Source organism: Nocardioides sp. BE266 (assembly GCF_031457855.1).
GTDB lineage: Bacteria > Actinomycetota > Actinomycetes > Propionibacteriales > Nocardioidaceae > Nocardioides.
The window spans coordinates 600,989-615,132 of record NZ_JAURTI010000003.1; the positions used below are offsets into that span (position 1 = coordinate 600,989).

The 14,144-nt window shown below is 72.7% G+C and carries 7 protein-coding genes; 6 read left to right on the plus strand and 1 reads right to left on the minus strand.

The window, feature by feature from the left end; all coding sequences use genetic code 11:
• The first annotated feature begins 463 nt into the window (after window positions 1-463).
• From pdhA to J2X46_RS11545, 5 genes are all read left to right on the plus strand, one after another.
• Window positions 464-1,588, plus strand: coding sequence for a pyruvate dehydrogenase (acetyl-transferring) E1 component subunit alpha (gene pdhA, locus J2X46_RS11525; protein ID WP_310250723.1), 1,125 nt, complete (start codon window positions 464-466; stop codon window positions 1,586-1,588).
• Window positions 1,588-2,565 carry an alpha-ketoacid dehydrogenase subunit beta gene (locus J2X46_RS11530; protein ID WP_310250357.1) on the plus strand — a complete coding sequence of 326 codons (978 nt, stop codon included), beginning with the start codon at window positions 1,588-1,590 and terminating at the stop codon, window positions 2,563-2,565. The genes pdhA and J2X46_RS11530 overlap by 1 nt, the downstream gene beginning before the upstream one ends.
• A gap of 67 nt (window positions 2,566-2,632) precedes the next feature.
• A complete protein-coding gene (locus J2X46_RS11535; protein ID WP_310250359.1) occupies window positions 2,633-4,159 on the plus strand; it encodes a 2-oxo acid dehydrogenase subunit E2 in 1,527 nt (508 codons plus the stop codon).
• A 136-nt stretch (window positions 4,160-4,295) separates the two neighbouring features.
• Window positions 4,296-5,786, plus strand: coding sequence for a hypothetical protein (locus J2X46_RS11540; RefSeq protein WP_310250361.1), 1,491 nt, complete (start codon window positions 4,296-4,298; stop codon window positions 5,784-5,786).
• A complete protein-coding gene (locus J2X46_RS11545; protein WP_310250363.1) occupies window positions 5,779-6,831 on the plus strand; it encodes a hypothetical protein in 1,053 nt (350 codons plus the stop codon). Before J2X46_RS11540 ends, J2X46_RS11545 begins: the two co-directional genes overlap by 8 nt.
• A gap of 193 nt (window positions 6,832-7,024) precedes the next feature.
• On the opposite strand, the gene J2X46_RS11550 is transcribed toward J2X46_RS11545, so the two are convergent.
• Window positions 7,025-8,497: a carboxyl transferase domain-containing protein gene (locus J2X46_RS11550; protein WP_310250365.1), complete on the minus strand. Its 1,473-nt coding sequence runs from the start codon at window positions 8,495-8,497 to the stop codon at window positions 7,025-7,027.
• Window positions 8,498-8,654: 157 nt separating this feature from the next.
• Here J2X46_RS11550 and J2X46_RS11555 point away from each other — a divergent pair, with 157 nt between their 5' ends.
• Window positions 8,655-14,123 (plus strand): carboxypeptidase regulatory-like domain-containing protein, encoded by a 5,469-nt coding sequence (locus J2X46_RS11555; protein WP_310250367.1) that lies wholly within the window; start codon window positions 8,655-8,657, stop codon window positions 14,121-14,123.
• Window positions 14,124-14,144 lie beyond the last annotated feature (21 nt).

Here is a 14,144-nt window from a genome sequence, read left to right on the forward strand (position 1 = left end):
TGTTGCAGGGGGCCGCGGATACGGGAGGGCCGACGACACGTCGGACAGGGGGGCGACATGAGCCTCGTCGGTCCTCCCGGACTCTCACTCGGGAGGTCGTCCGGGAGACGAGGGCTCGACGGGGACTGAACTCGGATTGAACTCCGGGCGCTGCAGACATGCCGCCCGAGCCTCCACCCCCCATGGAGGGAGCCGGCGTCGATGGATCACCCACGAGTCCATCGGCGCCGGCTCGTCTGTCTGCTCGCAGGACCCCTCCGTGACCTCCCGGAGGAGGCCCTCCAGATTGGTGCTGGCAGGCTGCGGCCGTTACGTTGAAGCCATCATGTGGTCGGGGTCACACACGCCGACGGCCACGCTGCAAGCCGTCGGCGTCCGGCGATCCCGGGACTGCCGCTAGCTGTTGAAGGAGACTGCGTTGTCCGATCCTGCCTCCCACGGGAGTGACACCTTCGGCCCCGACCTGGCGGAGGTCTTCGGACCCTCCCAGTCCGACGGTGGCCCCGACCTCGTCCAGCTGCTGACGCCCGAGGGTGAGCGCGTCCACCACCCCGAGTTCGACCACGACTTCTCCGCCGAGGAGCTGCGCGGCCTCTACCGCGACATGGTGCTGACCCGGCGCATCGACGTCGAGGCGACCGCACTGCAGCGCCACGGCGAGCTGGGCATCTGGGCCCAGCTGCTCGGCCAGGAGGCCGCCCAGATCGGCGCCGGCCGCGCTCTGCGCCCGCAGGACTACGTCTTCCCGACCTACCGCGAGCACGGTGTCGCCTACTGCAAGGGCGTCGACCCGCTCCGCCTGCTCGGCCTCTTCCGCGGCGTCGACCAGGGCGGCTGGGACCCCAACGAGAACAACTTCGGGCTCTACACCATCGTCATCGGCGCCCAGACCCTGCACGCCACCGGCTACGCCATGGGCATGCAGCGCGACGGCGTCGTCGGCACCGGCGACCCCGAGCGCGACTCGGCCGTGATCGCCCACTTCGGCGACGGCGCGTCGTCACAGGGCGACGTCAACGAGGCGTTCATCTTCGCCGCCTCCTACAACGCCCCCGTGGTGTTCTTCTGCCAGAACAACCAGTGGGCCATCTCCGAGCCGATCGAGCGCCAGACCCGCATCCCGCTCTACCAGCGCGCGCTGGGCTTCGGCTTCCCGGGCATCCGCGTCGACGGCAACGACGTGCTGGCGACGTACGCCGTCACGAAGGCCGCGCTGCAGCGTGCGCGTGAGGGCAACGGTCCGTCGTTCGTCGAGGCCTACACCTACCGGATGGGCGCGCACACCACGACCGACGACCCGACCCGCTACCGCCTCAACGACGAGCTCGAGCACTGGAAGCTCAAGGACCCGATCGAGCGGCTCAAGGTCTACCTCCGCCGCAACGGCCTGGTCGACCAGCAGTTCTTCGACGACCTCGACGCCGAGGCCAAGGAGCTGGGCCACCACCTCCGCGAGGGCTGCAAGGCGCTGCCCGACCCCAAGCCGCTCGACCAGTTCGGCTACGTCTTCACCGAGATGACCGACGAGATCGCCGCCCAGCGCGACGGCTTCGCTGCCTACCTCGAGTCGTTCGAAGGAGCCCACTGATGAGCAAGATCACCCTCGCCAAGGGCCTCAACATGGGCCTGCGCAAGGCGATGGAGGACGACGACAAGGTCCTCCTGATGGGCGAGGACGTCGGCAAGCTCGGCGGCGTCTTCCGCATCACCGACGGCCTGCAGAAGGACTTCGGTGAGGACCGGGTCATCGACTCGCCCCTCGCGGAGTCCGGCATCGTCGGCACCGCGGTCGGCATGGCGCTGCGCGGCTACCGCCCCGTCATCGAGATCCAGTTCGACGGCTTCGTCTACCCCGCCTACGACCAGATCGTGTGCCAGGTCGCCAAGTACACCTACCGCTCGCAGGGCAAGGTGAAGATGCCGATCGTCATCCGCATCCCCTTCGGCGGTGGCATCGGTGCGGTCGAGCACCACTCCGAGAGCCCGGAGGCGCAGTTCGCGCACACCCCCGGCCTCAAGGTCGTGGCCTGCTCCAACCCGGTCGACGGCTACTGGATGATCCAGCAGGCCATCGCCCACGACGACCCGGTCATCTTCCTCGAGCCCAAGCGGCAGTACCACGCCGACAAGGCCGAGCTCGACGAGTCGGCGACCCCCGAGCCGCTGTTCACCTCGCGTGTCGTACGCGCCGGCACCGACGCGACCGTCCTGGCCTACGGTCCGACGGTCAAGACCGCGCTGAAGGCTGCCGAGGCCGCCGAGTCCGAGGGTCGCAACCTCGAGGTCATCGACCTGCGCACGCTGTCGCCGCTCGACATGTTGCCGGTCTACGAGTCCGTACGCCGCACCGGCCGCTGCGTCGTCACCCACGAGGCGCACGTCAACCTCGGCATGGGTGCCGAGGTCGCGGCCCGGGTCACGGAGGAGTGCTTCTACTCCCTCGAGGCCCCGGTCCTGCGCGTCGGCGCGTTCGACATGCCCTACCCGCCGTCGCGGATCGAGGAGGAGTACCTCCCCGACCTTGACCGGGTGCTCGACGCCGTCGACCGCTCCTTCGCCTACTGATCCATCCGCTGGTTGAGCAGGTCGCGCAGCGACCGTGTCGAAACCAAGGATCTCCGAAAGGATCCTGATGTCTGAGTTCCTTCTTCCCGACGTCGGCGAGGGCCTCACCGAGGCCGAGATCGTGGCCTGGAAGGTCAAGGTCGGCGACACCATCGAGATCAACGACGTGATCGTCGAGATCGAGACCGCCAAGTCGCTCGTCGAGCTGCCCTCGCCGTTCGAGGGCACCGTCCTGGCGCTGCTCGTCCCCGAGGGCGAGACCATCCCCGTCGGCACCCCGATCATCTCGATCGGCGCTCCCGGCGAGGAGCCGGCGCCGTCCGCTCCCACTGAGCAGACCGAGTCCGACCCCTACCTCGGCATGGCCGAGAAGGCCGGTGCCGCCGAGGCACAGGTCGACCCGGCCGACATCGACCTGTCCAACCCGGCTGCCTCCGGCTCGATGGAGGGCGCGTCCCTCGTCGGCCGGATCAAGGCCGAGCGCGGCCCGATGCGCAGGGCCCGCCGCGGCTCGGCCTCGCCGAGCACCGAGGCCGGTGCGCAGACGCAGATGCAGGTCCAGGGTGCGTTCGCCCCGGGCGGCGCGCAGTCCGACGAGGTCATGCCGGCCGACGAGTCGCCGGTCCCGGCGACCGATCAGCGGGCGGCGCTGACGGCTCCTGCCGAGGCACTGGTGCCGGCCGCGGCGCAGGAGCCGGGTGGCGTACGCGCCCTGGCGAAGCCGCCGGTGCGCAAGCTCGCCAAGGACCTCGGCGTCGACCTGACCACCCTCACCGGCTCGGGGCCCTCGGGCTCGATCACCCGCGACGACGTGCAGGGAGCCGTGTCCGGTCGGTCGAGCGCAGTCGAGACCCCGGCTGCGCCCGTGGCGTACGCCTCTGCGCCGGGTGAGCGCGAGACCCGCGAGCCGATCAAGGGCGTGCGCAAGATGATGGCGACGGCGATGAGCCAGTCGGCCTTCACCAGCCCGCACGTGACCGAGTGGATCACCGTCGACGTCACCGCCGCCATGCAGCTCGTGGCCCGGTTGAAGAAGCGTCCCGAGTTCCGCGACACCAAGGTCAGCCCGCTGCTGGTCCTCGCCCGCGCCGTCATCCTCGCGATGAAGCGCACGCCGGAGATCAACTCCTTCTGGGACGAGGCCGCACAGGAGGTCGTCTACAAGCACTACGTCAACCTCGGCATCGCGGCCGCCACCCCGCGCGGCCTCGTCGTGCCCAACGTCAAGGACGCCGACGCCCTCTCGATGACCGAGCTGGCCGCCGCGCTGGGCGGGCTCACTGCCACCGCGCGCGAGGGCAAGACGCAGCCGGCGGAGATGGCGGGCGGCACGTTCACCATCACCAACGTCGGCGTCTTCGGCGTCGACGCCGGCACGCCGATCATCAACCCGGGCGAGTCCGCGATCCTGTGCTTCGGCGCGATCAACAAGCGGCCGTGGGTCGACGAGGCGACGGGCGAGATCGTCGTACGCGACGTCACGACGCTGGCGCTGTCGTTCGACCACCGCCACATCGACGGCGAGAAGGGCTCGCGCTTCCTCGCCGACGTGGCCGGGATGCTCCAGGACCCGGGTACGGCCCTGCTCTTCTGAGCGACCGGGCACTTCGTGCCCGGTCGGCGTGTGTCCACCCGACGGGGTGTGGTCAGGCGGCGGACCACCCCTGTTGTCCCTTGCTCGAGCCTGAGAAGATGAGCGGCGTCGGACTCGGCCGGAGAGGAGCAGTGGGATGAACGACGATGCCCCGGTCACGCCGCCCGGGGAGTCCTCGACCTCTGCCCTGCTCGCGCGGGCCCAGCAGGTCGCCGACCAGCTCGTCAGCGAGGCCCGCCTCGAGGCCGAGCGGCTCACCGCCGACCTCGCCGGCCTCCGCGAGGAAGCGCGCCTGCTGAAGGTCGAGGCCGAGCGCGACCGCGCCGAGGCCGGCCGGGCGCGCAAGCAGGCCGAGCAGGTGCTCTCCGGCGCCTCGGAGGAGGCCTCGACGATCGTCCTCGACGCCAACGAGCAGGCCGCCCTGCTGATGGCCTCCGCGTCGGGCGCGCGCGACGAGCAGGTCGAGGCCGCCCGCATCGAGGGCGAGAAGCTCCGCGCCCAGGCCCAGGACGACGCCGTCGCGCTCCGCGCCGAGTCCCAGGAGCTGCGCGAGACTGCCGCGCTGGAGAAGGCCGAGCTCCTCGAGGGGGCCCGGACCGAGGCCGAGTCGACCGTCACGGCCGCCCAGGAGACCGCCGCCCGGCTGGTCGAGGAGGCCCGTGCGGCCGGCCAGCAGCACCTCGACTCCGCGACCGCCGAGGCCGAGTCCCTCCGCTCCACCGCCTCCATCGACGCCGCCCGGATGCGCGACGACGCCGGGCTGCACGTCGAGGAGATGCGGCGTACGACCGGGGCCGAGGTCGACCGCATGCGCGTCGCCGCCGAGGAGACCCTCGCCGCCGCCCGCGCCGAGAGCGACGAGAAGCTGCGCCACGCGGCGGAGCAGACCGAGTGGGCCACCCGCACGGTGGAGTCGGTCCTCGCCGGCGCCGCCACCGAGGCCGACTCGATCCGCAAGGCCGCCCACGCCGACGCCGGCGACCACGCCCGGCTCGTACGCCAGCGGGTGCAGGGCGTCATTGCCGCGGTCAACGGCCGGGTGGCGCTCGAGCAGGCCGAGGCCAAGCAGCGCGCCGAGGAGGTTGCGCAGGACTCGTTCCACGCGGCCGAGGAGCGGAAGGCCGAGGCGCGAGCCGTGCTCGAGCAGGCCGAGGCCGAGGCCGTGCGCATCATCGCCGACGCCACCGACGAGTCCGAGCGCGCCGTCGAGCGCCTCGAGCGCCGCCGGGCCGAGGCCGAGACCGGCGCCGCCAGCCTGCGGGCCCTCGTCGCCGAGGAGGTCACCCGTTCGCGCGCGGAGGCCGCAGAGGAGCGACGCCGTGCCCGCGAGGAGGCGGTCGCCCACGTCGCCGAGGGCCGCGCCGAGGCCGACAAGCTCCGTGAGAGCGCCCGCCTCGCCCTCGAGCGAGCCCGCGCCGAGATCGCCCAGCTCCAGACCCGGCGCGACGGCATCGTCGCCGAGCTCGGCCAGTGGTCGGGCGTCATCGAGGCGCTGTCGGTGTCCGAGACCGGCCAGCCGAGCCTCGCCCAGACCGAGCCCGACCCGCCGCGGGCCGCCCAGACCTCACCCGAACCCCACCCCTTCGCCCCCGAGTTCCAGCCCGACCAGGAGACCCCCGATGCCTGAAGAACTGTTCACCAGCGTGCGCCGCGGCTACGACCCGGTGGAGGTGGAGCGAGCGTTCAGCGCCGCGCAGGACGAGCTCGCGGCCCTGCGTCAGCGCGTCGAGGAGGCCGAGGAGGCGGCTGAGCAGGCGCGGTCCGAGGCCGCGGCGTCCCGCGAGGCGCTGGTCTCGCGTGAGGCGCAGCAGGCTGAGCAGCCGACGTACGCCCACCTCGGTGAGCGCGTCGGGCAGATCCTCTCGCTCGCCGAGACCGAGGCCGCGGAGATCCGCGACCGCGTGGTCGGCGAGATCGAGGCGCTGCGCAAGGACGCCGACGTCGAGGTGGGAGCGTTGCGGCAGGACGCCGACCGCTACGCCGAGGAGACCCGGCGCGACGCCGAGGCCGAGAGCGCGCGTCTCGTCGCCGACGCCCGCACCGCCGCCGACTCCGAGCGCGACGCCGCCGAGCGCGACGCCTCCGCCCGCCGCGCCGAGGCCGAGGCGCTCCACGAGGACCAGCGCGCCAAGGCCGCCCAGGCCGCGGCCGACTTCGAGACGACCCTCGCCGAGCGCCGGCAGAAGGCCACCTCGGAGTTCCAGGCCCAGCAGGCCGCGACGCAGGCCGAGCTCGACGCGATGACCGCCCGCAACCGTGACGCCGAGGCCGCGATGGAACGCAGCCGCGCCGAGGCCGAGGCCCGGATCTCGCGGATGCTCGCCGACGCCGACGAGCGCTCGACCTCGATGGTCTCCGAAGCCCGTGCCACCGCCGACCGCGTCCGTGCCGAGTCCGAGCGCGAGCTCACCGCCGCCGCCCAGCGCCGCGACAGCATCAACGCACAGCTCTCCAACGTGCGCCAGATGCTCGCCACCCTCACCGGCACCGTGCCCGGCGTGGCGCTCCCCGAACCCGTCGAGGAGTCGCCCGTCGAGGCCGCTGCCGACCCCGAGCCCGCCGACGAGCCCGAGGCCGTCACCGAGGCCGAGGTCGTCGAGGCCCAGGACGAGGCCGCCGCCGACGCCGCCGAGCGCGCCGACGGCACCGAGGACTCCTCCGACGAGCGGTGAGTGAGACAGGTTCTGGCGCCCCAGAACCTGTCTCACGCACCGCCCAGCGGTGGCCCATCCACATTCGGGCGCGCCGGAATGTAGGTGGATCACCGCCCGGCGTACGACATGCCGGTGCCGCGCCGGCGAGCGGTGGCCCACCCACATTCGAGCGCGCCGAAATGTAGGTGGACCACCGCCCGAGCCCGGACGGTCAGACGTAGCGGCGGGCCCGCTTCTCGGGTGACCCGGGGCCGGCGGCGACCAGCGCGCTGAGCTCGTGCTCGAGCACGGCGCCGACGCGGTGGCAGAAGGCCTCGGCCTCGTCGGCGGCGTCGGGCTTCTCGGCGACGATCCGGTCGACGATGCCGCGGCGGTAGAGGTCGATCGCCCGCACCTGCTGGGCGCGCGCCATCTCGGCGGCGTGGTCGAGGTCGCGGTGCACGATGGCAGACGCGCCCTCCGGTGGCAGCGGCGAGAGCCAGGCGTGCTGGGCGGCGACGACGCGGTCGGCGGGCAGCAGCGCGAGCGCGCCGCCGCCGTTGCCCTCGCCGAGCATCAGGCACAGGGTCGGCGCGTCGAGCGTGACAAGGTCGGCGAGGCACCGCGCGATCTCGCCGGCGAGGCCGCCGTTCTCGGCGTCGGCCGACAGCGCCGCTCCCTGGGTGTCGATCACGGTCACCAGCGGCAACCCGAGCTCGGACGCCAGCCGCATCCCGCGCCGTGCCTCGCGCAGCGCCTCCGGCCCGAGCGGGTGGTCGGTCGTCTGGCCGCGCCGGTCCTGGCCGAGGAAGACGCACGGCGCCTCGCCGAACCGGGCGAGCGCGATCAGCAGGCCGGGGTCGGCCTCGCCCTGCCCCGTCCCGTTGAGGGGTACGACGTCGCTGGCGGCATAGCGCAGCAGCCGGCGCACCCCCGGCCGGTCCGGGCGTCGCGATCGCGTCACGCAGTCCCACGTGTCGACGTCGGGCACGTCCTCCTGCCCAGGGTCGGCGACCGGCGCCACGCCCTCGCGCGCGGCCATCAGGATCGTCAGCGCGCGGTCGAGGATGTCGGCGATCTGGTCGGGCGGCAGGACCGCGTCGATGATGCCGTGGGCGTACAGGTTCTCCGACGTCTGTACGTCGACGGGGAAGGGCTTGCCGTAGAGGGCCTCGTAGACCCGCGGCCCGAGGAAGCCCACGAGGGCTCCCGGCTCGGCGACGGTCACGTGCCCGAGCGAGCCCCACGACGCCATCACCCCGCCGGTGGTCGGGTTGCGGAGGTAGACGAGGTAGGGCAGCCCTGCGGTGCGGTGCGCGGCGACGGCCGCCGAGATGCGCACCATCTGCACGAACGCGGGCGTGCCCTCCTGCATCCGCGTGCCACCGCTGACCGGGGCGGCCACGAGCGGCAGGCCCTCGCGGGTCGCGCGCTCGATGCCGGCCACGATCCTGTCGGCCGCGGCCCGGCCGATCGACCCGGCCAGGAAGCCGAACTCGCCCACGAGGACGCCGATCCGCCGCCCGTGCATGCGGGCCTCGCCGGTCAGCACGGACTCGTCGACGCCGGACTTCTCGGCGGCCGCCGCGAGCTCGGCGGCGTACTCCTCCGAGACGCCGTCGCGCGACGGCGGGGTGTCCCAGGAGGACCACGAGTCGGGGTCGAGGACCAGGTCGATGAGGTCGTGCGCGCTGAGTCGCGTCATGCGGCGAGGCTAGGTCATCGGCGCCCACCCGGAGGGGTAGGGCGGCATACACCAGCGTGGGTATGTGCTGACAAGCCGTTCCTGACGCGCTGGCGGTCGGGTCTACCGTGCAGACCGCTGTCCACCGGGCTCGGGCCACGCCTGCTGGGAGAACGCTGTGGTCACTCGTGCTCGACGCGTCGGAGGCCCCGTCGGCCTGATGCTCCTCGTCCTCGCCGTGATGCTGGCCCCGCTGGCGCCGGCGTCCGCGGCTCCGTTCGATCCCGGCACGATCGGCGGCACGGTCTACGACGCCAACTTCGACGTCGCTCCGGGCGCCACCGTCACGCTCTACAACGCCTCGAAGGTCGCGGTCGGCAGCCCGCAGGTGACGGGGCCGGACGGGACCTACGAGTTCGGCGGCCTCGACGGCACCTACTACGTCGGCGCCACCAAGGCCGGCGTCGGCACGGTCTTCTACGACAACGCGGGCACGCTCGCCAACGCCAACGCGATCGCGGTGGACCCCGACTTCGGCGACGTCGCCGACCTCTACCTGATCCCGCCACCCGTCATCGCGGGCACGGTGAGCAACGCGAGCGGTCCGATCCAGGGCGCGGACGTCACTGCCTACGAGCTCGACGGGTTCTGGACGGAGGTCGCCTACGCGACCACCGACGCATCCGGTCACTACGAGCTCGCCGGCCTGCCGCCGAAGGCCTACCGGATCCGCTTCAGCGCCATGGACGAGATCACCGAGTACTGGAACGACAAGACCTCGCTGGCCACCGCCGACGACGTCACCGTCGTGGTGGACCAGGTCCAGCAGGCCGACGCGGTCCTCGCCAGCCGTACGGCGGTCTCCGGACGGGTCACCGGGACGGGCGGGGCCAACGTCGCCAACGCCAGCGTGACCGCCGAGCAGCAGGTCACCGACGAGTTCGGGGACACCTACTGGGACGAGGTCGGCTTCGACGTGACCGCAGCCGACGGGACGTACACGCTCCGGGTGCCGTCCGGGCCCACCCGGATCAGCTTCGCCGCGACCGGCTACCTGACCGAGTACTACGACGACGCCCTCGACGCGGCGAACGCCCAGCTCGTCCAGGTCGCACAGTCCCCGGTCACCGGCATCAACGCGGCCCTCGTGGTCGGCGGGAAGATCACGGGCACGATCCGCAACGCGGCCAACGCGCCCATCCCGAGCGTGTCGGTCACGGCCTACCGGTTCGTGGGCAACGCCTGGCAGAGCGCGGGCAGCGGGTTCACGGACGGCACCGGGACCTACACCGTCGAGGGGCTGCGCATGGGCAGCTACCGGGTCCAGTTCTCGACCTTCGGCGCCGGCGGCTACCTGCCCGAGTACTACAACGACAAGGACACCATCGTCACCGCCGACGACGTCGCGGTCACGCAGGGTGCCACGGCCACCGCCAACGCCACGCTCGACCTCGGCGGCCAGATCTCCGGAACGGTCACCGGGCCCTCGGGAGCAGTCACCGGGGCCAGCGTCGTCCTCTACTCACCGAGCAGCTTCTCCGACTCCGGATGGATGTGGCGCGACTCGGAGACCACCATGGCCGGAGGTGGCTACACCTTCACCGGCCTGACGCCTGGACCGTACCGGGTGTGCGTCGACACGGCCGCCGGCCTGGCGCCGGAGTGCTGGAACGACAAGTCCGAGGTGTTCGCCGCGGACAGCATCACCGCGGCGAAGAACAGCACCGCGACCGCGAACTTCGTGCTGGCCTCGGCGCGGAAGATCACCGGCACCGTGACCTCGCGGGCGGGCGGCGCGCTGACCTCCGCGTCGGTGTCGGTCTACCGCAAGCTCGGCGGCCCCGAGGGGTCCTACTGGGAGGCCGTCACCTCGGTGACCCCCGGCGCCGGCGGCGCGTACACCGTCGACGTCGCGCCCGGGACCTACCGGGTCGCCGCCTCGGCCGACGAGCACCGCCAGCGCTTCTACAGCGAGCCGGCGACCTCGACGCGGCCCTCGCCGATCGTCGTACCAGCGGGTGCCGACCAGACCGGCAAGGACGTCGCGCTCGACCGGCTCGGCCGGATCAGCGGCACGGTGAGCGGTCCCTCGGGCGGGCTCACCGGAGCGACCGTGCGGGTCTACCGCTGGCAGAACCCGGTCTTCACGCAGGTCGCATCGGTGCAGACGACCGCCGGAGGTGCCTACACCGTCCCCGGCCTGAACCCCGGCAACTACCGGGTCGAGCTCACGGCCAGTGGCATGACGCCGCAGTTCAACGCGGGCAAGACCGACGTCGAGCTGGCCGACGACGTCGCGGTGGTGCTCAACGGAACCGCGACGGTCAACGCGACGCTCGTGTCGAGCCAGCGGACGCTCTCCGGCACCGTCACCGCTGCTGCTGGCGGGGCCGCGCTCCCGGGCGCCTCGGTCCAGGTGGAGCGGCGGGTGCAGACCCAGGACGACGTCCGGTGGCGGGTGGTGGCCAACGTGACGACGCAGGCCGACGGCACGTGGTCCACGACCGTCCCCGACGGGACCTACCGGCTGCGCTTCTCCCGCAACGCCTACCTCGCCCGCTGGTACGACGGCGCGGCGGCGGCCGCCGACGCGACCCCGGTCGTCGTCGCGGGCAGCAACCGGACCGGGCTGAACGCGGCGCTACCGCTCGGTGCCACCATCAGCGGGACGATCAGCGGCCCCACCGGCCCGCTCGAGGACGCCTACCTCACGATCTACCGCGAGGTCGCCCCTGGTGACCTCGAGGACGTCGACTACCCCTCGACCGACGCGAGCGGTGCCTTCAGCCTCACCGGACTCGCACCCGGCACCTACGTCGTCGAGATCGGTGCCCAGGGCCACGTCACGGAGTACTGGAACGACAAGGCCACCCTCGCGGCGGCCGACCGCATCGTGCTCGGCATCGGGGGCAGTGCGACGGCAAACGCGGTCCTGGCTGCCGCGAAGAAGCTGTCGGGCACCGTCACCGGACCCACCGGGACGGCGCTCGCCGGCGCCGACGTGACCGTCGAGAGGCAGTACGACGACGGCGAGGGCGGCACCTACTGGGACTACTACACCGGCGCGACCTCGACCGCCACCGGCGCGTGGTCGGCGGACGTCAGCCCCGGCACCTACCGGGTCCAGTTCTCCCGCTCCGGCAACCTCGCCGAGTGGTGGAACGACGCCGCCACCGCGGCGGCTGCCCAGCCCGTCGTGGTGACCACCGGCGACGTCGGGTCGATCAACGCCCAGCTGGCCGCCGCGGCGGTCCTCAGCGGCCACCTGTCCGGACCGGACGGCCCGGTGTCGGGCCGGGTCACCGTCTACCCGGCGAGCGCGACCGACCTCGCGACCGCCACGGCGGTGGCGAGCGACTTCGCCGGCAGCGACGGCGCCTACCTCGTCGACACCCTCCCGCCCGGCAGCTACAAGGTCAGGTTCGAGGCGAACCGGTTGATCCCCGAGTTCCACCTCGACAAGCCCGACCTGGCCAGCGCCACCCCCGTCGCGCTGTCGACGGCAGCACCGACGGTCGTGGACGCGACCCTCGCTCGCGGCAAGGCGATCTCCGGCACGGTGACGGGCGTCGGCGGCGGCATCGAGACCGCGTCGGCGTACTTCTACCAGCTCCAGCCGGGAGGCAGCTACGACTTCGTCGACTCCGACCGCACCGACGCCGACGGCCGCTACCGGGCGAACCTGCCCTCCGGGACCTACAAGGTCTACTTCTCGGCCTACGACAACCGGATCTCGGAGTGGTGGAACAACGCCACCACCCAGGCCGGCGCCGCCACGGTCGCGCTCGGCGCGAGCGACGTCACCGGGATCGACGCCATCCTCGACGACGGCGCCACCGTCACCGGGACGGTCACCTTCCCGCAGCGGAAGTCCGGCTGGGACAGCCGCGTGGTCATCATCGACACGAGCACCGGCGCGTACGCCACCAGCGCCGCGGTGAACGCCTACACCAACTCCTACACCGTCACCGACCTGCCGCCGGGCACCTACCGGGCGCAGTTCTCCCGCGACTTCGGGTACGACGTCGCGGAGGCGCAGTTCTACGACGGCACGTCCGAGAACCAGGGCGTGGCGTCCGCGCAGACCTTCACCCTCGCGGCGGCCGCGACCCGCACCGGCGTCGACGCGGTCCTCGTGGAGGGCGGCCGGCTGACCGGCCGGGTCCGCGACACGGCCTCGGCCCCGGTCGCCGGCTGCGTCGTGACGGCGTACACCACCAGCGGGGCGCTGGTCGGGCGCGAGTCGCGTCCCTCCGCCGCCGACGGCACGTTCGCCGTCCCCGGGCTCACCACGGGCAGCTACCTGCTCCGCGTGTCCGGTGGCGGCTGCGGTCCGACCACGTCGTACTACGACGGCGCCGGCACGGTGTCGCCGTCGTCGGGCAGCGCGGTGCCGGTCGCCGCGACCCGAGGGACGAGCACGGCCGTCCCGCAGGACCTGGTGATCGGTCCGCCCGACGCGCCGCTGATGGTCAACAACGCCCTGCCGGTCATCAGTGACACGACGCCGACGGTGGGCCAGGCCCTGACCGCGACGAGCGGAACGTGGACGCCCTCCGACGGCACCTACGCCTACCAGTGGCTGGCCGACGGCGTCCCCGTCGCAGCCGGGACCACCAGCAGCTACACCGTGGTCGCCGGGGACGTCGGCAAGGCGCTCTCGGTGCGGGTGACCGCGTCGCGCACGGGCTACACGAGCGTGAGCGCCACCTCGGCGGCCACGACGGACGTCGCGCCGCTCCCGGTCGCCAACACGGCACCGCCGGTGATCAGCGACACCACGCCCGAGGTGGGTCAGGCGCTGACCGCGACCAGCGGCACGTGGAACCCCGCGGACGGCACCTACGCCTACCAGTGGTTCGCCGGGGGTACGCCGATCACAGGCGCCACGACCAACGGCTACACGCCGGTCGCTGCCGACGTCGGCGCGAAGCTCACCGTCCGGGTCACGGCGTCGAGGTCCGGGTGGGCCGATGGTGTCGCGACCTCGGCGGAGACGGCCGCGGTCTCCACGCCGGGCACGCCGGTGATGGTCAACGTCACGCGCCCGGTGATCAGCGACACCACGCCCGAAGTGGGCCAGGCGCTGACCGCGACGAGCGGCACGTGGAACCCGTCTGACGGCACCTACGCCTACCAGTGGTTCGCCGGGAGTACGCCGATCGCAGGCGCCACGACCAACGGCTACACGCCCGTTGCGGGCGACGTCGGGAAGACGCTCGCGGTGCGCGTCACCGCGTCCAGGAGCGGCTACACCTCCGACAGCGCGACGTCGGTGGCGACGGCTGCGGTGGCGGCCGTGACCCCGCCGCCGCCCCCGCCTCCGCCGCCGCCCCCGCCGCCGCCGCCCCCGCCCCCGCCGCCGCCCCCGCCGCCGGCTCCGGTGATCACCTGCCCGACCCCGAAGACGTCCGGCACGTTCAAGGTCGGCAAGTCGGTCAAGGCCGTGGTCGGGACAGTCGCGCCGACCGGGGTGAAGGTGACCTACCAGTGGCTGCGCAACGGCAAGGCCATCAAGAAGGCCACCAAGGCGTCCTACAAGCTCACTGCCGCCGACAAGGGCAAGAAGGTCAGCGTGAAGGTGACCTACGCCAAGGCAGGGCTCACGACCGTGGTGAAGACCTCCGCGGCCAGGAAGGTCCGCTAGCTGTGATGCCGAGGCGTGCCG

Excerpts from the sequence above, each read along its gene's own strand:
- J2X46_RS11530 (WP_310250357.1), top strand. The coding sequence starts at position 1,588 with ATGAGCAAGATCACCCTCGCCAAGGGCCTCAACATGGGCCTGCGCAAG.
- J2X46_RS11535 (WP_310250359.1), top strand. The coding sequence starts at position 2,633 with ATGTCTGAGTTCCTTCTTCCCGACGTCGGCGAGGGCCTCACCGAGGCC.
- J2X46_RS11540 (WP_310250361.1), top strand. The coding sequence starts at position 4,296 with ATGAACGACGATGCCCCGGTCACGCCGCCCGGGGAGTCCTCGACCTCT.
- J2X46_RS11545 (WP_310250363.1), top strand. The coding sequence starts at position 5,779 with ATGCCTGAAGAACTGTTCACCAGCGTGCGCCGCGGCTACGACCCGGTG.
- J2X46_RS11550 (WP_310250365.1), bottom strand. The coding sequence starts at position 8,497 with ATGACGCGACTCAGCGCGCACGACCTCATCGACCTGGTCCTCGACCCC.